This window comes from Photobacterium obscurum, assembly GCF_026191635.1.
GTDB classification, from domain to species: Bacteria; Pseudomonadota; Gammaproteobacteria; order Enterobacterales; family Vibrionaceae; genus Photobacterium; species Photobacterium obscurum.
This window is the reverse complement of sequence record NZ_JAKRRW010000007.1, coordinates 197,314-218,806: the sequence shown is the minus strand read 5'-3', so window position 1 is coordinate 218,806 and position 21,493 is coordinate 197,314. Positions and strand designations below refer to the sequence as shown.

Annotated in this window: 23 protein-coding genes; 12 read left to right on the top strand and 11 right to left on the bottom strand. The window is 43.5% G+C overall.

Translation table 11 applies throughout. The features are described 5' to 3' along the window. Positions 1–110 precede the first annotated feature (110 nt). Both MD588_RS11675 and MD588_RS11670 read right to left on the bottom strand, forming a co-directional pair. Positions 111–533, bottom strand: a complete 423-nt coding sequence (locus MD588_RS11675; RefSeq protein WP_265697439.1) for a DUF3859 domain-containing protein — start codon at positions 531–533, stop codon at positions 111–113. Between the two features lie 135 nt (positions 534–668). After that, positions 669–1,103, bottom strand: a complete 435-nt coding sequence (locus MD588_RS11670; protein ID WP_265697437.1) for an Hsp20/alpha crystallin family protein — start codon at positions 1,101–1,103, stop codon at positions 669–671. 254 nt (positions 1,104–1,357) lie between these two features. Here MD588_RS11670 and MD588_RS11665 point away from each other — a divergent pair, with 254 nt between their 5' ends. Further along, complete coding sequence (locus tag MD588_RS11665) at positions 1,358–2,422, top strand: ethylbenzene dehydrogenase-related protein (RefSeq protein WP_265697436.1); 1,065 nt, start codon at positions 1,358–1,360, stop codon at positions 2,420–2,422. Between the two features lie 96 nt (positions 2,423–2,518). Beyond that, entirely contained in the window at positions 2,519–3,253 is a 735-nt protein-coding gene (locus tag MD588_RS11660; protein WP_265697434.1) for a hypothetical protein, read from the top strand. A gap of 55 nt (positions 3,254–3,308) precedes the next feature. Here MD588_RS11660 and MD588_RS11655 read toward each other — a convergent pair whose 3' ends face one another. Further along, a complete protein-coding gene (locus MD588_RS11655) occupies positions 3,309–3,464 on the bottom strand; it encodes a hypothetical protein (protein WP_265697433.1) in 156 nt (51 codons plus the stop codon). 218 nt (positions 3,465–3,682) lie between these two features. On the opposite strand from MD588_RS11655, the gene MD588_RS11650 reads away from it, so the two are divergent. Next, positions 3,683–4,453 (top strand): Mut7-C RNAse domain-containing protein, encoded by a 771-nt coding sequence (locus MD588_RS11650; RefSeq protein WP_265697432.1) that lies wholly within the window; start codon positions 3,683–3,685, stop codon positions 4,451–4,453. 165 nt (positions 4,454–4,618) lie between these two features. After that, positions 4,619–4,912, top strand: a complete 294-nt coding sequence (locus MD588_RS11645) for a DUF3622 domain-containing protein (RefSeq protein WP_265697430.1) — start codon at positions 4,619–4,621, stop codon at positions 4,910–4,912. Positions 4,913–5,064: 152 nt separating this feature from the next. Here MD588_RS11645 and MD588_RS11640 read toward each other — a convergent pair whose 3' ends face one another. Next, positions 5,065–6,171, bottom strand: coding sequence for a M20/M25/M40 family metallo-hydrolase (locus tag MD588_RS11640; RefSeq protein ID WP_265697429.1), 1,107 nt, complete (start codon positions 6,169–6,171; stop codon positions 5,065–5,067). 342 nt (positions 6,172–6,513) lie between these two features. On the opposite strand from MD588_RS11640, the gene MD588_RS11635 reads away from it, so the two are divergent. Continuing rightward, the gene (locus MD588_RS11635) at positions 6,514–7,275 is read left to right on the top strand and encodes a VIT1/CCC1 transporter family protein (RefSeq protein WP_265697428.1); all 762 of its coding nucleotides are present in this window, start codon (positions 6,514–6,516) and stop codon (positions 7,273–7,275) included. A gap of 123 nt (positions 7,276–7,398) precedes the next feature. Here MD588_RS11635 and MD588_RS11630 read toward each other — a convergent pair whose 3' ends face one another. After that, positions 7,399–10,083, bottom strand: a complete 2,685-nt coding sequence (locus tag MD588_RS11630; RefSeq protein ID WP_265697426.1) for an alpha-amylase family glycosyl hydrolase — start codon at positions 10,081–10,083, stop codon at positions 7,399–7,401. 163 nt (positions 10,084–10,246) lie between these two features. Beyond that, complete coding sequence (locus MD588_RS11625; protein WP_265697425.1) at positions 10,247–11,719, bottom strand: helix-turn-helix transcriptional regulator; 1,473 nt, start codon at positions 11,717–11,719, stop codon at positions 10,247–10,249. Between the two features lie 235 nt (positions 11,720–11,954). Here MD588_RS11625 and MD588_RS11620 point away from each other — a divergent pair, with 235 nt between their 5' ends. Continuing rightward, positions 11,955–12,617 (top strand): DNA-methyltransferase, encoded by a 663-nt coding sequence (locus tag MD588_RS11620; RefSeq protein WP_265697423.1) that lies wholly within the window; start codon positions 11,955–11,957, stop codon positions 12,615–12,617. Positions 12,618–12,685: 68 nt separating this feature from the next. Here MD588_RS11620 and MD588_RS11615 read toward each other — a convergent pair whose 3' ends face one another. The 3 genes from MD588_RS11615 to MD588_RS11605 form a co-directional block, all read right to left on the bottom strand. Continuing rightward, positions 12,686–12,970: a hypothetical protein gene (locus MD588_RS11615; protein WP_265697422.1), complete on the bottom strand. Its 285-nt coding sequence runs from the start codon at positions 12,968–12,970 to the stop codon at positions 12,686–12,688. A 137-nt stretch (positions 12,971–13,107) separates the two neighbouring features. Next, on the bottom strand, positions 13,108–13,275 hold the full coding sequence (locus MD588_RS11610; RefSeq protein WP_265697421.1) for a DUF1737 domain-containing protein: 168 nt from the start codon (positions 13,273–13,275) through the stop codon (positions 13,108–13,110). 365 nt (positions 13,276–13,640) lie between these two features. Beyond that, on the bottom strand, positions 13,641–13,877 hold the full coding sequence (locus MD588_RS11605) for an RNA recognition motif domain-containing protein (protein WP_265697420.1): 237 nt from the start codon (positions 13,875–13,877) through the stop codon (positions 13,641–13,643). 266 nt (positions 13,878–14,143) lie between these two features. Between MD588_RS11605 and MD588_RS11600 the strand changes: the two genes are divergently transcribed. The 4 genes from MD588_RS11600 to MD588_RS11585 all read left to right on the top strand — a co-directional run bounded on the left by MD588_RS11600 (position 14,144) and on the right by MD588_RS11585 (position 19,025). Further along, on the top strand, positions 14,144–14,365 hold the full coding sequence (locus MD588_RS11600; protein ID WP_265697419.1) for a DUF7661 family protein: 222 nt from the start codon (positions 14,144–14,146) through the stop codon (positions 14,363–14,365). A gap of 220 nt (positions 14,366–14,585) precedes the next feature. Then, a complete protein-coding gene (locus MD588_RS11595) occupies positions 14,586–16,802 on the top strand; it encodes a TIM-barrel domain-containing protein (RefSeq protein ID WP_265697418.1) in 2,217 nt (738 codons plus the stop codon). A gap of 262 nt (positions 16,803–17,064) precedes the next feature. Then, positions 17,065–17,742: a TIGR00153 family protein gene (locus MD588_RS11590; RefSeq protein WP_265697417.1), complete on the top strand. Its 678-nt coding sequence runs from the start codon at positions 17,065–17,067 to the stop codon at positions 17,740–17,742. A gap of 17 nt (positions 17,743–17,759) precedes the next feature. Next, on the top strand, positions 17,760–19,025 hold the full coding sequence (locus tag MD588_RS11585) for an inorganic phosphate transporter (RefSeq protein WP_265697415.1): 1,266 nt from the start codon (positions 17,760–17,762) through the stop codon (positions 19,023–19,025). Positions 19,026–19,147: 122 nt separating this feature from the next. On the opposite strand, the gene MD588_RS11580 is transcribed toward MD588_RS11585, so the two are convergent. Next, positions 19,148–19,498 carry a hypothetical protein gene (locus MD588_RS11580; RefSeq protein WP_265697413.1) on the bottom strand — a complete coding sequence of 117 codons (351 nt, stop codon included), beginning with the start codon at positions 19,496–19,498 and terminating at the stop codon, positions 19,148–19,150. A gap of 172 nt (positions 19,499–19,670) precedes the next feature. Next, entirely contained in the window at positions 19,671–19,832 is a 162-nt protein-coding gene (locus MD588_RS11575) for a CCGSCS motif protein (RefSeq protein WP_265697412.1), read from the bottom strand. A gap of 175 nt (positions 19,833–20,007) precedes the next feature. Here MD588_RS11575 and MD588_RS11570 point away from each other — a divergent pair, with 175 nt between their 5' ends. Together MD588_RS11570 and MD588_RS11565 are read left to right on the top strand one after the other, a co-directional pair. Further along, positions 20,008–20,418 (top strand): ACT domain-containing protein, encoded by a 411-nt coding sequence (locus MD588_RS11570; protein ID WP_265697411.1) that lies wholly within the window; start codon positions 20,008–20,010, stop codon positions 20,416–20,418. A gap of 14 nt (positions 20,419–20,432) precedes the next feature. After that, complete coding sequence (locus MD588_RS11565) at positions 20,433–21,068, top strand: LysE family translocator (RefSeq protein WP_265697410.1); 636 nt, start codon at positions 20,433–20,435, stop codon at positions 21,066–21,068. Positions 21,069–21,493 lie beyond the last annotated feature (425 nt).

Sequence of the window (21,493 nt, the reverse complement as noted above, 5' to 3'; positions counted from 1 at the left end):
AATCTTAGATAATGCAAAAAGCGGCGCCAGTAACGGTGCCGCTTTTCGTTTAACAAAGCTGGGTTATGCGTAACGAAAAGTATAAGGCCATACATCTAAAATGTTACTTTTTAAAAGCCACGTCGCTTCCAAAACTCGCCTTCATCTCGGGCATACACCTTAAATGTCTTTTCAGCAATGATTTTGCCTTTCATTTCGATAGTCATCCGCCAGTCACCAATCTTGTTTGAAATTGGCTCCCAGATAGTATCACCTAGGTAGAAATCCCAATCGTTGGTTCTTACATGAAGTTCACCATCGAATGGATCCATTACCTCGCCAGATTGGTCGGTTATGTTTGGGTGATAGATGCAGTAGCGGATTTTCTCTCCACGGGCTTTTTTGATGTTGATGGTGAAGCCGAATTCAATATCAATTTCTGCGGGAATATCGGTCGTAAAGGTTTTAATTTTAGGTAAATGCTTAGATTCGGCATCCCAGGTGGTGTGGATGCCATAGGTTTCAATGCTGATGACCGGTTTTGATTTTGCCATAGGGAGATTAAATATTAGTGCAATGAGCAGATTATTATACCCGAAAATAAGGTTTACATTGGTTATCTCATGGGGCTTTTTGTAAGCCCAGACTGATATTGCAATCAGCCTGGGCTTTTGGGGGGAACAATTGTTTTATTTTACTTCGATCTTGGTAGTTTCAGGCTCAGATGGCTCAATTTTTGGTACTTTGATTTTCAGCACACCATCTGTGAACGATGCATCTATATCTTCTTGTCGGACGTTATTGCCTAGGTAGAAGCTGCGCATAAATCTGCCTTCATACCTTTCTTTACGGATTACTTTGCCATCTTGTTTTTCTTCTTTATTTTCCACTGTATTGGCTTCAATTGATAGGTTACCACCAGTGAGGCTAAGTGTAATATCTTCCTTTTTTACCCCTGGGAGATCGGCTGTGATTTCATAGTTGGTATTTGTTTCTATAACGTCAATTCGCGGTGACAGTGACTGTGCATCGAACGAGTGTCGAATTGTCGGGAATAAAGAGTTGTCGAACATACGCCCGAAGTCAAACAAAGAATCCCAGTAGTCACGTGGAACTAAGCTCATATTCGCCTCCTGCTAAATTATCTATTGATGCAATAGTAGTGTAGTTAATTTTCACTGGGTTGAAGGAGAAAATGTGAATGGTTTGATAAAGGTCAAATGCATGTGAGCTTGGTTGATAGTTTTGAATTATATCAGAGGATTACATTTCAATGTGTCGGCGCGATGCGTGTCTGGATATACAGTAACTCGCTGGTATTTGGTGGTTGCACTACATTTATTGGGTATGTGGCACATAACACGGATGGAGAAGAACAATGAACAATCATCTCGGTCATACCATAAAGCCAGTAGTTCTAACTCTTGGCTTATTCACATCGATATCGGTTTTAGCGGAAGACTCATTGACCAGTTTTAAGCTCAATGAAGTTGTTGAGCTTGATGGTATCGCAGAAAGTGTCTGGTTAAAGACGAAACCGTTAACGCTGGTGTTGGATAAAACGCCGTATAAGCCCAATCAATATGAAGGTATCCTCAAGACTAATTTTTCGATTCAATCTCTGTATGATGATGACTTTATCTATTTCTTTGTTCAGTGGGATGATCCCACTAAAAGCCTCGAACGTTACCCTTGGGAAAAGCAACCGGATAACACTTGGAAACGCTTAATGAATAAAGACCAGACTGGTCATGAAAATACCTATTACGAAGACAAAGCCGGTATTTACTGGAACATCAATGCCAAAGGGTTTGAGAAAAAGGGCTGTGATATAGCCTGTCATATGGCGGATGACGAAGGTAAAGTCGCTGATGTAGTACAGGCATCTCCGGGGCGTAAATTTACTCGCCGACAGGGGGAAACTATAGATATGTGGCACTGGAAAGGTGTGCGTACGGGATTAACAGATCAATTCGATGATCAGTTTGTGGACTCAACTATCGACCCTGTTGTGAATAAAAACTGGGGCAGGAAAGGCGACCATAAAACCGGTGGCGGTTACGAAGATAATATTACCGATGATAATCTTGCACCGGCAATGGGAACAAAATTGTTAAATGATACCGATAGCTATGCGGTTGGTCCTGATGATCAGGTGTTGTTCTATGATACCTTTAAAGCAGGCCATCGACTTCCGTCGATACTGGTTTCTCCCTTTACCGGTTCGCGTGGGGACATCAGTTCAAAGGCGGTTTGGAATGATGGCAAATGGTCTTTGGAGTTTAAACGTAAACTCATAACGAAAGGTGAGAATGCCAATATAGAAGATGTTCAGTTCTCCGATTTAGGTAAGACGTATTATTTTGGTGTATCGGTGTTTGATAATTCGCAAATCAACCATGTTTATAGTGACCGCGTTCTGAAAATGAATTTTGAACAATAATGATTATGCTCCGGCATATCTGCCGGAGTATTTCCCGAAGGGGCTCCTAATAGACTCTTGAATTGGTCGTTTTTTGGGTGACATATGGAGGTCGATGTGTATTTTTCATCATTATCGATAGCGCTAAAATTGGCCGTCACGGGATTCTTGTTGACATTGCTATTGGGCTGCCTATCAGTGGCGACGTTAATTGGCTTGATATATTCAGATGCTCATAGTGGTTTTCACTTGCCGGATATTGAAAAAGTTGCCTCAAGATATGGTGAATCTCGCTTAGTGGGGGCGATGAAAACCTCAATGTATGACTATGTTACTGCTGATGAAGACATAGCAACGGTCGAGCGTTGGGTAAAACAAGGTGCACTCAATGATGAGTTGTTTCAGAAGGAGGTCATGACAATCCTTCGCTATGATTGCGAAAGCTGTCATAGTCGGACGTCGACCAAAACCGATGCGATTAACTCAATGCCCCTTAGTGGTTATGACGATGTCCTACAGCATACTCAGCAGGGATATTCCTGGTCCGAAATGGCTAAAGCGGCTCATATTCACCTCTATGGGATTGCTCTGTTACTGTTTGTCGTCACTCTGGCTTTGGCGAAAAGCAGTTGTGCTACCATGCTCAAATATGGGTTGATCACTGTGGGGTGGTTAGCTCTTTGGGTCGATATTGCAAGCTGGTGGCTGGCGAAATACTCGATTGTATTTGCTTATACGTTGGCTGCTGCCGGCGCGATAGAAATTATGATTTTATCGTTTAGTAGTGTATTGATATTAGTGGAAATGTGGTGGAAATTGCCTGATTGGATTATTAAAGTTAAGCAGCGCTGAGGTCAGGAAGTCGACAATGATCATTTCCAAAGCGACTTCCGCCAGTGGTATAAATTTATGACTCCAGATCCTTATCATCTGAAGGTGAGTCATGAGGGTAAAGATCTTGTTTGTCTTTACTAATATCATGTTCCTCTTCACGCTTCTCTACTATGTTGTCGTCTGGTTTTTCTTGCTTGTGAGAAAAGATGTTTTTTAGCCAATCAAACATGGGCCAACCTTAGTATTATCTGTTCTGTGCCAGTTCTATTCGTTCAGAATCTGTCACAGTGTTTAAGACCTTATAAGTTTAGTTGGTTCTTTAATTTTGTAACGCTTTATGGCAACTCAAGGCCAGAGATCACCTGCAGTGCTCTATCGTGTTGCCTCTACATTCGATTTGTTGCTGAGCTATGCTTATGATTTATAGATGCAGATCGAACAAATGTTATGAAGGATGAACAACATGCCCCCCTTACATATTCTGCAAGCTTTCGTTTTTACCAAGAGCTGAATGACTTCTTACCCCAAGATCTTCGCAAGATACCTTTTCCCTACGAGTTTACGAGTAATGCGTCTGTTAAAGACACAATCGAAGCGATAGGCGTACCGCATACCGAAATCGACCTTGTTTTGGTTAATGGAAAGTCGGTGGACTTTGAACATAAGTTACACGGCGGTGAGCATGTTTCTGTATATCCTGTATTTGAGTCATTTAATATCACCCCATTGATCCACTTACGCTCTGAGCCATTACGGGTTACTAAATTCGTCGTTGATGTCAACTTGGGTAAGTTAGCTGTAAAATTACGTTTGTTGGGATTTGATACCTTGTACAGAAATGATTTAGATGACAGGGAAATTGTTGATATATCCGTTTCTCAGCGGCGTATTATCCTAACTCGAGATAAAGGCATATTAAAATATCGAGCGGTAACTCATGGCTATTGGGTACGTAATCATGATCCGAAAAAGCAACTATCAGAAGTGATAAATCGCCTGCAGCTAGAGGACAGCTTTCAACCATTTACTCGCTGTTCTGTCTGTAATGACCTCTTGTTGCCGGTTGATAAAGTGCTGGTCAGGGGGCGGGTTGAGGAGGCGACGTTTCAATGTTTTAGTCGTTTCGTGGAATGCCGAGGGTGTCAGAAAGTTTATTGGTATGGTTCCCATTATGAGCGCATCTGCCATTGGATTGATGAGTTAAAATTAAGCCAATAGGTGTTGGAACTAGCGTTTGAGTGGGGAGATTTAATGAATTCAGTCAACAAACCCTATTAAATGTGTTCTAATGTCGCCCTTACGAAGGGATTACGTTTTTGAGAGCGGGTAACAGATGGACCTGACAAATACGTTCTTTCCCCTGAATCATCCCTAGGAAAAAAAATGGCAAACGGCAAAAAATTTGATTACCGCGTAGTTGAGAAGCGAAATGGCTGGGCGGCGGAAATTATTCGACAGATTTCAGCACGACGTACCACTATTTCTAAGCGCCAGGCAGATTTTGCTACTGAAGCAGAAGCAACTGAGTGGGCTGAGAAAACGCTGGCTGAATTTGTTCAGAATCAAATTGAGCGTAACAAGCGCAAGGCAGTGCAGCGTAAAGAAAATGACGAAGCAAAACTGCTGAAAGCGCAAAAAGAACAAGAAAAAGAAGAAATGGATTTTGACGAAGAGTAAGTCGCTCTGAGTTAATAATCATTCCGATTTTATAGGCCTTAGTCTTCAGACTAGGGCCTTTTTGTATCAGTTGATTGGTCTGAAAAAAGATTGTCGATGACAAAACCGGGGCTGACGCCCCGGTTGATGGTAAATCTAACAACTATTCAATATTAGCGAGTCAGATAGGTATACAAGAACTCAGTGATGCCTACCATATCTTCAATCTTGATGTATTCGTCGGTGGTGTGCACTTTTGCCATACCTGTTGACAGATTGATGGTCTTAATGCCTTTTTCATTGAAGATGTTGGCATCGCTACCACCACCGGTTGATTGTGTTTTTGGCTCTACATTGTTGGCAATGAAGGCTGCTTTTACGGTTTCAACAAATGTGTCATTGTCTTCAATGCAGTAGGCATTATAAGCACGCGTTGATTCGATGTTGATTTCGGCACGGTGTTTTTCAGCTGCATCTTTGAATGTGTTGACCATATGGTCAACTTGGTCGGCAAGCTTATTATCATCTAGTGAGCGCGCCTCAGCTTCCAGATAAAGCTCTGGCATTACAATGTTAGTTGCCTGTCCACCTTTGACAACCCCGATGTTTGCGGTAGTTTCACTATCGATTCGAGATAGCTTCATTTGGTTAATGGCTTCAGCTGCAACGGTTAGGGCATTGATACCGTCTTCTGGTGCCAATCCTGCGTGAGCAGGCTTGCCTTTAATGGAGATTTTCAGGTTCTGCTGGCCAGGAGCTACAGTAATGATGGTGCCGATATCGCCGCCTGAATCTAAAACAATCGCCTGTTGGGATTCAACATAAGACATGTCGAAATTTTTCGAGCCATGCAGGCCACCTTCTTCATAGACAGTGAAGGCAAGTTCGATGGTCTTGTGAGGAAGCTTCTGTGCCAGAATACAGCGTACGGCTTCCATAATTGCGGCAATCCCTGACTTGTCATCACCACCAAGAATTGTGTCGCCTTTAGAGCTGATTACGCCGTCGTTGATCACCGGTTCAATGTCATTACCCGGGGTAACCGTATCCATATGACAGCTTAGTAATACGCTACCATCAAGTTGTCCTGGTAGTTTGGCGTAAATATTGAAGCCGTTAGAAATGTCAGCTGGTACTGGCAATTTGGCAACCTGGAAACCGATTTGACCTAGCTGCTCAGCAAGGCATTCGGCAATGGCCTTTTCATTTCGTGATTCACTGTTGATTTTCACCAGATCAATAAAGTGCTGGATCAGTCTATCTTGGTTGATTGTTGTCATAAGTCACTTTTCTATCGGAACGAGGTAAAACCACTTTAAACAAAACTAGTAAAATTTCAGGTGATTAGGTCAATAAAATGGCCGATTTTTCTCTAAAAACGTCATTTTGGCGGTGGGATATAGCGATACGTGTATGAACGCCAGAATTTTACAGCGCTCTTGTCGTCAGCGATATGAGGCTCAGGCATAAATTGGGTACAGCGCTTTGATGTGCGGACATATTCCGTATTAGAACTTCATTGCTATGCTTAATAACGTCATCCCCAACTTACTTAATCGATTACGATTCTTAACCATGTATCTCAGGTATCTTGCTGGGTATTTTAATTCGGAGATCTTTGAATGAAGAAGGTTAGTATCGAAGAGCTTGCCCGAATGCATCATCCGGAGGTTATTAGGCAGCGATTGCAGCAGGCTCCTAAGTCTCAAAATATTTCAGATGCGGTCCTTGGTGGTATTGATGGGTGCGTAACGACTTTTGCTGTTGTTTCGGCAGCTGTTGGTGCTGGTTTTCCTTCTTTGGTGGCAGTGATCTTGGGTTTTTCTAATCTGATTGCAGATGGTTTTAGCATGGCGATAAGTGCTTATGAGTCTAATAAAGCGAAGCAGGAATATGCTCAGAGCCTGAGGGAAATGGAAGAAGATCATATCGATATAGTTCCGGAAGGGGAACGGGAAGAAATTCGCCAGATATTCAGCAATAAAGGTTTCAAGGGGGAGGTGCTTGAAAAAATCGTAGATATTATATGCGATGACCGGAAATTATGGGTCGAAACAATGATGGTGGAGGAACACGGCATCCATCATCATAATGAGTCAAACCCACTGGGAGCAGCTTGGGCAACTTTTGTCGCTTTCATTGTTATCGGTACTATGCCCTTATTACCATTTCTAGCGACAACGTTACATATGAACCAGCAGTTTGCCATCAGCACAGGCATTGCGGCACTGATGTTTTTTTTAATTGGTATGCTAAAGAGCGTAGTGTTTGGCCAGCCGTTTCTTCTCTCTGGGTTGCGCACTCTTTTGACAGGGGGGACTGCGGCCGGGTTGGCCTTTCTTACCGGATATTTGTTGCGTGAAATGTTTGGGGTTGTTGGTTGAGCATGGAGGCAGGGTAAATCATCTCAGCGCTATTAAGCCCCTGTAGGCAGGGGCTTTTAGCTACTGTCTTTTCACTATTTTTTGCGCAGTAGAGGGCTTAATTACTTAAGCACTTCAGGCAGGTTATTCACTCAGAGTAATCGTCGCAATGTCATCCCAGATTTTTGGTTCGGATGTATCGGTGCCTGCAAAGTTCCAAGGGCCTTTTTCTGTATCTATAGGCCGGTAAGTTGCAGATAAGCCATCAAGATCCCAACTTGTGATATAGAAGCTGATACCATCGAGTGAATCTGGGCGCCCAAGGGCATCACTTGCAAAGTCAAGGAAAATGGCATTGCTTGCTTTATCGACAGTGACACTTGGTGCCGGCGATACGGCCTGTCCCCATGTCTTTGCATCAGCACCGACAGAGTTATAAATAGAGCTTTGCCAACCAAATATCACAGCATTGCGATTCCAAGTGCCAGCTGGCATGGTTGCATTGATCTTAGGTAGTTCTTTTAAACCCTGCTCAGATTCATTTGGCAAACCAATAAAGACAGAAAAGCCGACATGATCAAAGCCATTAGGCGGTAACCAGCTATTGGTGACGTTGTTCATGGTCAATTTTAAGCGAACATTACTGCCGACGGTGTAGATCTCAGCTTTTTCAATCGAGAGCTGATTATTGTCTTTATCAAAAGAGGGGTCTGTTGGTAGTGAGTAAGTACCGTATGGGCCGCCGCTTCCATCTTGGGCATCACCTGCATCGTCAACGACTTGGGCTGGTGTATCAGACCAAGACAGATCAGATGTGAAAGCAATATCTTCAATTCCCGCTTTATCATCTGCATGATAAAGGGTAAAGCGATGCTGTTGTTTGCCAATGGCAAAATGGCGGATAGAGAGCATAGCAGTCCACTCACCGTTGTCATCAACCTGAATGTCCTGTGCTGTTTCCAAGTTGCCGTCTACAACTAGCTTCAATATTACGCCAGGTGTCGCAATACCTGTTATTTCGGTATCTTGCGTGATGGTGGCATCTGACCAGTTACCATTAAGTGTTACACTGGTGCTTGGTGTTGCAACGTCACCTGTACGGGTAGTTTTGAAGTAAATGACCGCAGATTTCGGTGCCAGCTCCAGGCTGATTTTACCTTTGCTATCGGTGACGAGTGATGCCGGTGCATCTTTCCAGTTTGACTGGATCTGTCGTTCAAAAACAGTGCCGGCATTTTGCTCAACATCTAACTGGTTGAGTAGCATCGGGGCAGATGAGGTATTCATGACAACGAGTACCTCATCGTCATCCAGGCTGCGTATGAAACTGAAAATGCCGGCACCTGCATGGTCACTTGCAATGACTTTCAAATCTCCTCGGGTCAGTACCTTATTTTCAGTTCGCAGTTTTGCGAGTGCCTGGATAAAGTGGTACATCTCGCTATCTGTATCGAAGGAATCCACAAATTGCCCATCTTCACGGTAGCCGCCATCGAACATACTGTCCCGGCTATTCACCATTGTCTGCTCTGTGCCTTGATAGATAACAGGAATACCTGGTATTGACATCATGGTGATTAATGCTTGCTGCATATCTTCTTCACTGGCTTGTGACAAAAAGCGTGGCATATCGTGGTTGTCAATAAAGTTAGGCATGATGTAAGGGTTGGGGAACAACTTCATCATTTGTTCAAGACGGTAGCGTAGATAGTCAGTTGGCTGGCCCGATGCAAAGACGCGGGTCATTGTCGTCTGCAGTGGGAAGTTCAGCACCGCCATCAGTTGCTCCGGCGAGCCGTTTTCACCAATGTAGGTTAGCATTTTCTCCTCACCTTCGGTTTGGTAGGGAGTCGATGCTTCAAAGACTTCTCCGAAGGTGAGGAAGTTATTTCTGCCAGTCGCTTTGGCCTGCGCCATAATACCATCTTCGCTATGGAAGAAGTCATTCCAGAAATCATGCTCGACGAACTTGGCGGTATCAACTCGAAAAGCATCGACACCAACATCTTTGATCCATTTGCGATAGCTGGCTTTAAGGTAGGCTCTGACTACCGGGTCGGATGTATTCAGATCATCCAGGTCTGAGAGTTGCCAGGTTTTCTCTTGTTCCGGGTTATTGTGATCTGTGATGCTAGGTGTCCAGTGATAGGCACCGCTGCCATCTTCCTTACATTGGTTTTGATTGAGAGGATAGGGTAGCTCTTGAGCGGGTGCTAAAGCTTTTGTAATAAGGCGGAAGCCATCGCAAGGGCTCGATGGATCGTAATCGTACGGATTATCGTAGGTGAAAAAGTTGCCGACATGGTTGGTGACAATGTCCTGGATCAGGTACATATCTCGGCTATGTAGCTCGTTTGCCAAACTCTGGTAAGTTTCTAGATCACCAAAGTGCTCATCCACTTTTTGAAAGTCTCTAGCCCAGTAGCCATGGTAGCCACCATAGTTTTGCTCTGCATCCCACCATTGGTTGGCCACGGGAGGAGTGATCCAGACTGATGTTGCCCCAAGATTCTGGATATAGCTGAGCTGGTCAGTTATCCCCTGAAGATCCCCTCCGCTGAATTTTTTGTCGGATGTCGGGTCGTATTCGTTTTGTTCCTGATCGTTAATTTGGCTATTGCCGTCATTGAAGCGATCAATCATCAGGAAGTAGATAATTTGATCTTGCCAGTCAGGCGATACGGTTTGCTCTTCTCGGTCAGAAGGCGACATGCTATTGTCCGCTATCGCAACCGGATCATTGTCAGAGTTACAGCCACTTAGGGCCAATGCAATTGATAATGATAAAATATTTAATTTATTCAGCGTCTTATATTTATTTTTTGCCACGTCTTTGTCTCTTGTTCACGAATGTGCGTAAACAATAATTGATAAAGAAGCAGAAAAGAGTGTCACTTTGCGCCAAAATACTGGTTGTTGAGTGACACATTTTTATCCGTTTGAGCTATCTGACATTTTTGATTGTTATGCCAAGAGCCACACTCAAAGAAAATTACGTTAACGTCCGAGCAAATCGGTAACCATGTTGATAATTGTCGCAGTGGAACTCATTGCCCTGCTGATTAAACAAGGTAAATGAGCACTGTTGCGGTATCGTGGTCAGCAAAGCCGAGAGTGTCCACGACGAGTAATCATGATGCTGGCTGGTTTTGGTCATCGTCCAGACAACATCTTCTTGGTCATCGATAACGCAGGTAATAGCTTCGGTATCGGGTACTCGACAGGCAAGCTCTATGACCGCCCGAAAATTGCCCGCTTCAGGGATGGTAGCCCGTGTAGGGACGACAATTAGAGGGTGACCAAGCAGGATTTGATTGCTAACCACATAGTTGTGGCCAAGGTTGTCATCGATAAACTTTTGACCGTCGACCTCATAGCATAGGCGGAAACTTAAGGGGCTGGCGACAGGAAGGTTGGCGGTTGACCATAACTCGACGCCTTCGCTAAGAAAGTCATCAAAAAATGCAGGGTAGTTGCGCCAGACCCCATCTCTATCTTTGCATTCGACCGTTACATTCTTTTCAAAGGCAATATTGTCTACCTCGATCCACACTCGACCTTCTCTTGGATGGCCGTCATCGTCTGATTCGACAATGCCTTTGGCGTAATGGAGACGGATTGGTTTTGCCTGCTGTATTGCCCGGTTGTTACGGCATTGTTCCCGATACTTTTGTGGGGTGAATGGATACCATTTGCGAAAGGCTCGGTGGAAGTTGGATGGATCATCGTACCCAAGCCGGTTGGCGATAGTGGTTGTGCTAAGCTGTGTATCGGCAAGCAACTGAAGGGCAATTGCTTTTTTCTCCTCATCCACAAGGGCGCTGAAGCTGAGGTGCTGATCACGCAGGCGCCGCTGAAGGGTTCTGGGTGATAAGCCGAGTTTGATGGCTTGTTCAGGTAGGCGTATTGGTGAACTGATATTGTCGCGGATTACTTTTTTAAGTCTTGAAACTAAATCTTCCTTCTCGATGTTTTCATGTTGGAGAAGCAATAACACTTGCTTGGAAAGCGTAAATAGTCTTGGTTCAGGCGTTGCTATCCCTCCAATTTCATGTGAGTCAAAGTGGATTTTTAAACATTGACCATATTCATTGCGGATTTGAGGGTAGGAGCAAGTATTTGTCTGGAGCCACGAGTGGTTAAGTGTCGTGAACTGAGCAACTTGTTTCAGTAGAGCTTCGGTAAGGTAGTGCACCCATATTGGCAGTGCTGAATTTGTGCGAGATTTAATATGCAGAGATAGAAAACCGCTGTTGTTTTCTGGTTCCACATAGATATGACGGTCAAAAAGCGATATTGCTTTGCACCACCAAAGTAAGCCTTCTTTTAGTGACGGCGCATGTATTAGCAATAACTGTTGCAGAGTAATCAGCTCGTCGGTGTGCCAGTGTTCGCTACCGATCCGAAAATAAGTACTCCCCAATGCCAGGGATAACTTATCGGAAAACAGTACTTTGGGATCCATTACTTTTCTCTATCCGTTAGATCGCGCTTCATTTTAACGAAGAAGCTGTTTTGTGCTAAGTCATCAATTATGCGCGAGATCAAAATGTTTTCTATCTATATTCTTAAAGATTTGGTAAAACACCACCTCGCTGAATGTCAGACAGTTCAGATAGTGTTCGGAGATCTTCACTAAGTGTTGAGCTGAACTGTCATACTTGGTTAATTTTTAAAATGTGAGCAAAATTAGGTTATTAATGCGGCTATATAAACAAGATGCTGTCGAATGGTTGTCTTCGCTACCTGACGGGAGCGTGGATTTACTTATTACAGATCCCCCTTACGAATCACTCGAAAAACATCGTGCTGTTGGAACGACGACTCGTTTGAAGGCTAGTAAAAGTTCAAGTAATCAATGGTTTGAGATTTTTCGTAACGAACGATTCGAAGAGCTGTTGTCACAGGTATATCGGGTCCTAAAAAATAACAGCCATTTCTACTTATTTTGTGATCAAGAAACGATGTTCTATATAAAACCTATTGCTGAGCAGGTAGGTTTTAAGTTCTGGAAACCGATTGTCTGGGACAAAGTGGCTATCGGCATGGGCTACCACTATAGAGCCAGGTATGAGTTCATTTTGTTTTTTGAAAAAGGCAAAAGAAAGCTTAATAACCTTGGTATTCCTGACGTTTTGGCGGAAAAGAGAGTTTATCGAGGTTATCCAACCGAAAAACCAGTACCACTGCTTGAGACATTGATTGATCAGAGTAGCTCTGTCGGTGATTTGGTTGTTGATCCTTTCTTTGGTTCAGGCTCAACATTGGTTGCAGCCAGCAATTTGAATCGAATTCCTTGTGGGAGTGATATCTCAGATGATGCGCATGCTTATCTCAAACAGCGTGTCACTGAATTAGCATAGTTAAGAACGGCTATCGACACTTAGGTTGATAGCTCAAACGCTACGGTACACAAGAAACAGTATGCTACTTAAGAATTGTCAGTTAGTTCTGTTTTGATCAGGTGCAAAACGGCCAGGTCATGCCCTACAGCAAAGGTTAAATTCCACACGTTGACGAGTTGTTTAACCGGTGACGGCATTTGACCTTCTAGGCTTTTCAATATAGGTTCGGCGTTATCGAGGGGAAAACCGTCTATAGCACAGACATCCAATTCATCTGTCCAGGCGATTAAAGCTTCTGTTTCATTACAGGCTTCCACCTGTGTCATGTAGGTTGCACCATCGTACTCCAACACCAGGGTAAATACAGACATAGGTAAACTCTCGAGTTAATACCAATCAGCATAAGAATTTGCTCATTCTTGCTGGTTAAAATCATCTGAACACTTACTTATCCCGATTGGTATAAGGGCTGAATAACCTGATTCTCCAGGTATTGCAGTCACATGAATTATTCGTCTTTAATCATCGATTGAGTGTACCAGCATGTTAGGTCTTTATCTGAAGTAACCAGGTTAACGACAATCTCACCGTAGAGTTTCCACCCTTCATCAAGAAGACTGTTTACTTTGTTTTCAAATTCAAATTCGTGTTTATCGCAGACAATCTTGTATTTCATCATATACCTCCAACTGCTGTCACAAATGCAAGCAAAAGAATAGTCGTTAGTCTTCATGCTGTTTCGCTGCACCCTTAGCGCTAAGTCGATGCTCTTGTCGACAATTAAACGACTGGCATATTAATAATAGTTAGGATTTATCAGCCTGTTGCTTTCAATCTGACACTTGGCGAAGAATTCCTAGCTTTCTATCAGGACAAGTATCCGTCATCTGGTTGGCGGTGTTGGTAATGACTTACAGGAAGGTTCTCAGCGAAGTGGATAAAAAATTCGACAATAGAGAATTGATGATGCGAGTGAAGTAGAAATCAAATAGGTCAGATGTATGGGCGCTCCGACCTATCAGTAAGCTTCGTAAAATGTGGTTACTCGGCTTCTTTTACTCGCACTTTACTTTTTGCAATCTTGGTACCATTTAGTGCGGCAATTGCGGCGTTTGCTTCAGCTTCTTCAGGCATTTCAATGAAAGCAAAGCCCTTAGATTTTCCTGTTTCCTGATCGAGAACCAGGTTGCAAGATACAACTTCGCCATGAGCTTCAAACATTGCTTTAAGTTCAGCTTCAGTTGTTGTGCGAGCAAGATTTCTTACAAGTAATTTCATAGTGGGTCGCTTTATGTAATGAATAATGAGTATTCGAAGTTGTGATTATCACAGAACACATAATGTAAACCAAGCAATGGCTGCAATGGTTATATTCGTTGCTAGCATTGTGCTCTTTATGGACATAAAGAATACAGGGCGAGTTTACTAACTGAGAGGATAGTTATATCAGTGATTTTATTGGCTGCCGTCTGACTTATTTTTGTGAGTAAGAAGATATAGTGAGATATTGGAGCGAGCACTAAGATTAGTCGATAGGTAGGAATATGTTCATTAAGTTTGATGTATTCGGCAAGCTGATGTCAGTACAGAGAAAAAACGAGGAATGGTTACTATTCATGGAGTCAGATACATCGATGCGTGTCCGTATATACGATGTAGCTATTCCCGCTGAACTGGATGAAAGTGAACTGGCTGGCTACCTGGCTGATATTTTCCATGAAAATGTGCAAAGCCCTCATCTGATTGTTGAGCGACTAGCTCCTTGAGTGATTACTTTCAACATTGGTCAGGCAGATCAAAGTAGATGTAATCGAATATTTTAAACCAAGCCAGTTCTCGCACTCTGTGATCTGAATGCGTTCAGGCTTGCACGATTAGTGACGTGGTTTGCATAAATAATTTATTGATATTTAGGCTTTTTAAGCAGTTTTTTCTTGCAGTATATTGGCGACCTTCTGTTTTTACGGATAATACAGTGAGGTTAAAGTGGCATTCTCAATCCAACGTTTTAGTGCATCGGTTACCGCCTTCGTTTTTGGACATCCTTTTCCAACTGAAGCGGTTGTTGCTAAGCCTCTACAGGGGCAAGAACTTGAACAAGTTTTTGGTTCAAGCTCTCAACAAGTCGCAGGCAGCTCCATACCTTCCCAGTATGTGTCGATAACCGAAGCGGATGACGGTATCTATATTCGTTATTCACTGGCAGAAGGTGATGCTATATATGGGGTGGGCCAAAATATGGGCAGGCTGAATAAGTGTGGTCAGCTTTTTAAAACCTGGTGTAGCGATGAATTTCGTCATTTGCCAGATAAAGCCTCCTTGTATGGTGCTCACCCTTTTCTGGTGATAAAAGGTGAGAACAATTTTGCCCTGTTTATTGATTACCCCGGCGAAATGACACTGGATCTCGGTTTTTCTGATCCCAGCCAGATCTCTATTCATATACCGACACATCATGTACGGATCTTTGAATTTACGGCAGCGAATGCCAAACAGCAGGTGCGTGACTTTCGCAGCTTAATTGGTCAACCCTACATTCCTCCACGCTGGGCGTTTGGTTATCAGCAGTGTCGCTGGTCATATTATGATAAAAACGCCGTAAACGAGGTGGTTGAAAAACTTCGCCACTTTGATATTCCCTGTGATTCGGTTTATCTCGATATTGATTATATGGAGGAGTTCAAAGACTTCACTCTGGATCCGCATCGTTTCTCGGACTTTTCCAACTGGGTTGCACAACTTCGGCAGCAAGGTATTCGCTTAATCCCGATTATTGATGCTGGGGTTAAAGTTGCGGATAACTACAGCGTTTATCAAGAGGGGCACGAAAAGGGGTATTTCTGCAAAACGGAAACCGGTGATGAGTTTCAGGCGGCTGTATGGCCGGGATTATGTGCTTTCCCGGATTTCTTCCAACCCGAAGTGCGTCAGTGGTGGGGGAAGCAATATCAGTTTCTTACCGATCAGGGCATTGACGGCTTCTGGAATGATATGAATGAACCTGCGCTGTTTTATTCTCCGCAAGGGTTGCAGCAGGCCATTTCACATGCTGAACAATGCAAAGATAAAAATATCGGTGTGCATGAGTTTTTTCAACTTAAAGGGGCGTTTGAGAACCTGTCGAATCGCCGTGAAGACTATCAGGCGATTTGGCACCAATTGGAAGATGGCAACCGTATCAATCATGAACAGGTTCATAATCTGTATGGCCAAAAAATGACTCAGGCCGCGGATGAAGGCTTTAAGCAACTGAATCCCGATAAGCGCTATTTAATGTTTTCTCGTGCTTCAGCTATTAGCGGTCATCGCTACGGGGGAATTTGGCTGGGGGATAACCATAGCTGGTGGGAGCACCTAAAGCTCAATGTTGCCATGATGCCCGGGGTAAACATGTGCGGTTACCTCTATTCCGGGGCTGATGTTGGCGGCTTTGCCGGTAATGCAACGAGCGAACTCCTATGTCGCTGGATACAGTTTGCGGTCTTTACTCCTTTGTTACGTAATCATTCCTGTATGGGGACTCGCGACCAGGAACCATATGCTTTTGATGAGAATGCGCTGACTATAATGCGACAGCATATTAAATTGCGCTACCGATTGATCCCTTACCTCTATTCGGAGTTTATGCAGGCAGCTAAAAATAATGAGAACTTGTTCTGGCCGCTGCCGTTGGAATACGCAGATCCGGATGCGCAGAATGTGGAGGATCAATTGTTGGTCGGACGTGCTTTAATGTGCGCGCCAGTGCTCGAACAGAATGCTTCCGGTCGCTATGTTTATCTGCCAGAAAACATGTTGCTGTGGAAGGTGAGGCAGCATGACAAATTTGACTTAAAGATCATGCCGCAAGGCCATCATTATCTGCCCTTGGAACTGGCTGAAATGGCGCTCTTTCTGCGTCCGGATTCAATATTGCCTTTGGTGGACTCTGCCCATCATGTCGAAGCACAAGATCTCAGCTCATTAGAGTGCCTTGTCTATCTGCACAGTAGTGCTGAATACGTTTTGTATCATGATGACGGTGTCACTCATAACTGGCAGCATGGTGCGCAGGCAAGCCTGAAAGTTAAGGTCTTTTATGACGCGGAGAACAAGATCCAACAGGATGTGACTATAGAGGGAGACTTACCGTACCGACAAGTTAAATTGACCATTATCGATCAGTTTGAGCAAGTGGTCGTACGTCATATACCAATAGCATAATTTTATGATTGTTGAATCGTGGGCGTGTACTTTCTGATGATGAACATTGGGGGTTACGCCCACACCCAGAAAATTATCTCACCGTGCTAGTTTTACCCTGAATTATTTCTTAAGTTTAACAGTTTACGAGCAAGTTTAAGATCTGGTTAAGAAAGTCATCCAGCCTATTACTACTGGTCTAGAATGTATATTTACAATGACCATTTTTATCACGAAACAGCCTTGCACTAAACTTGAGGCAAATACTTCGTTGGATTATGTTATGGCCGGAAATTTAATACTGGATATATTTGCTAAATCCCCATTAAAACCATTAGAGCAGCATATTCGGCTGGTAGCTAAATGTAGCAATCAATTGAAACCGTTTTTCCAAGCTTGTACCGAAAATGAGTGGGAAAAGGCGGAAGAAATTCGCAAGCAGATTTCTCAGCTGGAAAAAGATGCCGATCAGCTAAAGCGCGAAATTCGTCTCGAACTGCCAAACAGCATTTTCATGCCTGTACAACGTACAGATGTGCTCGAACTACTTAGTCAGCAGGACAAGATTGCCAATAAAGCCAAAGATATCGCAGGGCGAGTCATAGGGCGAGAGTTACAAATCCCTGATGAATTATCAAAACCATTCTTTGAATACTTAAACCTCTGTCTTGATGCTACCGAAAAAGCCGCGGATGCAATTAATGAACTTGATGATTTGCTAGAAACCGGGTTTAAAGGTCGTGAAGTTGATCTGGTTGAAAAGATGATCAATCAACTCGATAAAATTGAAGACGGCACGGATTCTATGCAAATTAAATTGCGTCGCTCTCTGTTGTCGATTGAGAAAGATTTGAATCCTGTCGATGTTGTCTTTTTATACCAAATCATTGAGTGGGTCGGTGATCTTGCCGATTTGGCTGAACGTGTAGGTGCCCGCCTGGAAATCATGTTGGCTCGATAATACAAGGTAAAGGCTGAATGGACATACTAACTAGTTACGGAACCATACTGGTTTTGTTTGCCGCGGCAGTCGGCTTTTTTATGGCCTGGGGCATTGGAGCTAACGATGTTGCCAATGCGATGGGGACGTCGGTCGGTTCCAAAGCCCTGACGATTAAGCAGGCCATTATCATTGCGATGATCTTTGAGTTTGCCGGCGCTTATCTTGCGGGAGGAGAAGTAACCTCGACGATTCGTAAAGGTATTGTTGACGCAGGTTATTTTGCGAATACCCCCGAGCTGCTGGTCTTTGGCATGATTGCTGCGTTACTGGCTGCTGGGGTGTGGTTGTTGGTAGCCTCATATCTGGGCTGGCCCGTATCGACTACTCACTCTATTGTCGGCGCTATTGTTGGTTTTGCCGTCGTGGCCGCAGGGACCGATGCGATCTCATGGAACAAAGTGGGGGCGATTGTCGGTAGCTGGATCATTACTCCGCTCATTGCCGGGGTCATCGCCATGATTATTTTTAACAGTGCCCAGAAACTCATTTTTGATACCGATAAACCGCTTGAGGCGGCCAAACGCCATGTTCCGATATATATGCTGCTGGCTGGTTTTGTCTTATCGTTGGTAACCATCAAGAAAGGGTTAAAGCATATTGGATTAGATCTAGGTGTCGCAGAAGGTTATTTATGGGCTGTTGGTGTCGCGGTGGTTGTTGCAATAATTGGCAAATTCTTTATTAATCGTATCCGTTTTAGTGATGATGCCGATAAAGACATGCATTATGCCAATGTTGAAAAAGTCTTTGCTATTTTAATGGTGATCACTGCCTGCTGTATGGCGTTTGCCCATGGTTCTAATGACGTAGCCAACGCTATCGGTCCATTGGCAGCAGTGGTCAGCGTGGTATCAAGTGGTGGTGAAATTGCCAAGAAAGCAGCGCTTGCCTGGTGGATACTACCGCTAGGCGGTGTGGGTATTGTTATCGGCCTTGCAGTATTTGGTCAGCGGGTTATGGCGACGATAGGTACTGGCATTACTCATTTAACGCCTAGTCGTGGCTTTGCTGCCGAGCTGGCGGCCGCCTGTACAGTGGTTATCGCCTCTGGCACCGGTTTACCAATATCAACGACGCAGACATTAGTCGGGGCGGTATTGGGGGTGGGGATGGCGCGTGGTATTGCCGCTATTAACATGAGTGTCGTGCGAAGTATTATTCTTTCCTGGGTGATTACGTTGCCCGTTGGTGCTGGTCTTGCGATTATCTTCTACTGGATCATCAAAGGAGTGTTTACATAGCCGTCGGCTATCGAGGAATGGTTATAATCGAGCTTCTTGGTGAAGGTGCTGAGTTTAGCATGACAGTATTAAGTACAAATAAAAATGCCAGTGATATCACTGGCATTTAAATGTTTTGAGGATTAGTTTCTCTTTGGCTGCTGATAGGTGCGGCCAGCGGCTTGGTAGACGTCTTTTTGCTTCATATCGAACATGTCATAGAAGAACCAGGCAATAAATTTAATGACATCATCGCCTTCGTTCATGATCCACTCAGCGTATTCTTGTTCTTCGCCTTCGTCATTCTCTTGCATCGAAACGTGATAGATGCGCTTCTCGCCGTCGATTTCAGCCAGCTTGAACTGACCTGTCAGTGATGCTGCTGCTTCTGCGATCTCTTGTTCTTCACTTGCTTTTAGTGCTTCTAGAACTTGAGGCAGGCTGTCTTTTTCACAAAGTGACTTTACTAAGGTTTCAAATTGATCTTGTTGCATTTTTACTCAACCTATAATGTTAATCGTGCCATTGTAGCAGTGAGTTGCGTATTTGATAAAACCTCTTTTAGGTATTTTTCGTTATTACCTTGCAGTCATCGTTGTCATAGTAAAAACATTCAATTTCATTGCACTATGCTTTGAAACTCCCATTTTCATGTATGCACACACTTTATTGTGAGCATGAACCGCAGCAGAATCCTGGCTCACCGTGTTTGCCTTTCTTCTCTTTGTCTGATTTCTCTTGTTGTGTTGCTTCAGCACTTTTTCCTTTGCCAATTTTGGTCTGTTCATCGTCTGTTTTTTTGAAGAACTTGTTGAATGAGATAGCCATGGATAATCACTCTTCTTTAATGTGCATTTCGAATGCATGTTATAATTTGTGACTGTTTTAGTCAACTACCTTGCCGTTTATGTTCTGACGTTGAAAGTTACCTCTGATGGTAGCGCAAGCTAAGTGTGTCAATGTATTCTATACCCTCTAAAACTCGAACAGTCAGGGATATGATATGTCAGGGATTACCGATCTAGATGTACTACTACAAAATATGGAACCCCAATTACGAGTGGGAGAATTTGTTTTTTGTACCATTAAATCATCAAGCTATGAGGTTATTCCCAAGCTCAAACCAATTGCCTGCTTTCTTGAAGATGAGGGCATGACATTGGTACTGAATAAAAAGATGGCTGAGCTTGAGGGCTTTGATTGCACATCGGTTTTTAAGGCGATTACATTGACCGTCCATTCCAGTTTAGATGCTGTCGGCCTAACTGCTGCCGTGTCTAATAAATTGGCCTGTCGGGGTATTAGTGCTAATGTGATTGCTGCTTATTATCACGATCACATTTTTGTGCAGGTTGAAAAAGCAGATCAAGCGTTAGCTGCCTTGAGGGAGTTTGGGGATAAAGTAAAGCGATAGGATAAAAAATACTGATGGAACTGCACACAATTTTACTGTTTATCATTGCCTCGTTGACGCTCAATCTGATCCCCGGACCTGATGTAATTTATATCATCTCCAATACCATGAGGGGAAAGGCATTTGCTGGTACGCAAGCAGCCCTGGGTCTGGGCGTTGGTTATATTTTCCATACTATTGCTGCCGTATTTGGTTTGTCAGCACTGATCTTAAGTTCAGCTTATGCTTTTTTGGTAGTGAAGTTTTTTGGGGCGGCTTATTTGCTATACCTTGGAATCTCTTCGCTGAGAAGTTTCCTGAAAGGACAGTCTAAACTGACATTCTCCGATCAGGGGAAGGAACCAGAAAATGTGTTTCGTCAGGGGATTATCGTCAGTATCCTGAATCCTAAAGTGGCAATGTTCTTTTTGTCTTTCCTGCCTCAGTTCATTGATACCTCCTTGTCTTCGAGTTCTTATCAACTGTTAGTACTTGGCCTGCTATTTTGTGGTCTCGCAACGGTCGTCAATGCAACCTATGCGATGTTAGGTGCTTGGGTTGTTAATAGTTCAAAGGCCTCGCGGTTCAGTCATATTATCGAAGGCGTTTCTGGCTTGTTACTGATTGGGCTTGCGGCCAAGGTTGCATTCAGTAAGGCCGATATGTCTTAGTAACTGCTTTACCATACGTCGACAACATTCATGCCGAGAGTGCTGCTAGATTAGCGGTAGCATAATAAAGCCAGCATCAAGCTGGCTTTATTATTATCATTGTTCCCCTAAATTGATTAAGCCTTGGGTATAGAATCAAGATCTAATCGATAAATTACTTGAAATGTGGGTGCTGTCACGGATGTGCTTTTGATCGGTTTTGGTAACTATATATCTGATCTAAATAACAGTTTGTTCAGTTTTTAAGTGGTAGGTCTGTGAATAAAATCAGGTGTAAGCTCACGTTTTGGTTGGGTGTTTAACTTTTTTTGAGTCAATTAATTCAAGGTAACTTTTATTTTTATCTACTCCCCCCATCTACGCCGTTAAAAGATATTGAGGGGATGGTCTCAGAAATTTGTGATTAATCAATAATCGCAATGTAC

Bases quoted from the DNA above. Each gene is read 5' to 3' on its own strand.
- MD588_RS11675 (WP_265697439.1), bottom strand. From the start codon at position 533: ATGGCAAAATCAAAACCGGTCATCAGCATTGAAACCTATGGCATCCAC.
- MD588_RS11670 (WP_265697437.1), bottom strand. From the start codon at position 1,103: ATGAGCTTAGTTCCACGTGACTACTGGGATTCTTTGTTTGACTTCGGG.
- MD588_RS11665 (WP_265697436.1), top strand. From the start codon at position 1,358: ATGAACAATCATCTCGGTCATACCATAAAGCCAGTAGTTCTAACTCTT.
- MD588_RS11655 (WP_265697433.1), bottom strand. From the start codon at position 3,464: ATGTTTGATTGGCTAAAAAACATCTTTTCTCACAAGCAAGAAAAACCA.
- MD588_RS11650 (WP_265697432.1), top strand. From the start codon at position 3,683: ATGAAGGATGAACAACATGCCCCCCTTACATATTCTGCAAGCTTTCGT.
- MD588_RS11645 (WP_265697430.1), top strand. From the start codon at position 4,619: ATGGCAAACGGCAAAAAATTTGATTACCGCGTAGTTGAGAAGCGAAAT.
- MD588_RS11640 (WP_265697429.1), bottom strand. From the start codon at position 6,171: ATGACAACAATCAACCAAGATAGACTGATCCAGCACTTTATTGATCTG.
- MD588_RS11635 (WP_265697428.1), top strand. From the start codon at position 6,514: ATGAAGAAGGTTAGTATCGAAGAGCTTGCCCGAATGCATCATCCGGAG.
- MD588_RS11625 (WP_265697425.1), bottom strand. From the start codon at position 11,719: ATGGATCCCAAAGTACTGTTTTCCGATAAGTTATCCCTGGCATTGGGG.
- MD588_RS11620 (WP_265697423.1), top strand. From the start codon at position 11,955: ATGCGGCTATATAAACAAGATGCTGTCGAATGGTTGTCTTCGCTACCT.
- MD588_RS11615 (WP_265697422.1), bottom strand. From the start codon at position 12,970: ATGTCTGTATTTACCCTGGTGTTGGAGTACGATGGTGCAACCTACATG.
- MD588_RS11610 (WP_265697421.1), bottom strand. From the start codon at position 13,275: ATGAAATACAAGATTGTCTGCGATAAACACGAATTTGAATTTGAAAAC.
- MD588_RS11605 (WP_265697420.1), bottom strand. From the start codon at position 13,877: ATGAAATTACTTGTAAGAAATCTTGCTCGCACAACAACTGAAGCTGAA.
- MD588_RS11600 (WP_265697419.1), top strand. From the start codon at position 14,144: ATGTTCATTAAGTTTGATGTATTCGGCAAGCTGATGTCAGTACAGAGA.
- MD588_RS11590 (WP_265697417.1), top strand. From the start codon at position 17,065: ATGGCCGGAAATTTAATACTGGATATATTTGCTAAATCCCCATTAAAA.
- MD588_RS11585 (WP_265697415.1), top strand. From the start codon at position 17,760: ATGGACATACTAACTAGTTACGGAACCATACTGGTTTTGTTTGCCGCG.
- MD588_RS11580 (WP_265697413.1), bottom strand. From the start codon at position 19,498: ATGCAACAAGATCAATTTGAAACCTTAGTAAAGTCACTTTGTGAAAAA.
- MD588_RS11575 (WP_265697412.1), bottom strand. From the start codon at position 19,832: ATGGCTATCTCATTCAACAAGTTCTTCAAAAAAACAGACGATGAACAG.
- MD588_RS11570 (WP_265697411.1), top strand. From the start codon at position 20,008: ATGTCAGGGATTACCGATCTAGATGTACTACTACAAAATATGGAACCC.
- MD588_RS11565 (WP_265697410.1), top strand. From the start codon at position 20,433: ATGGAACTGCACACAATTTTACTGTTTATCATTGCCTCGTTGACGCTC.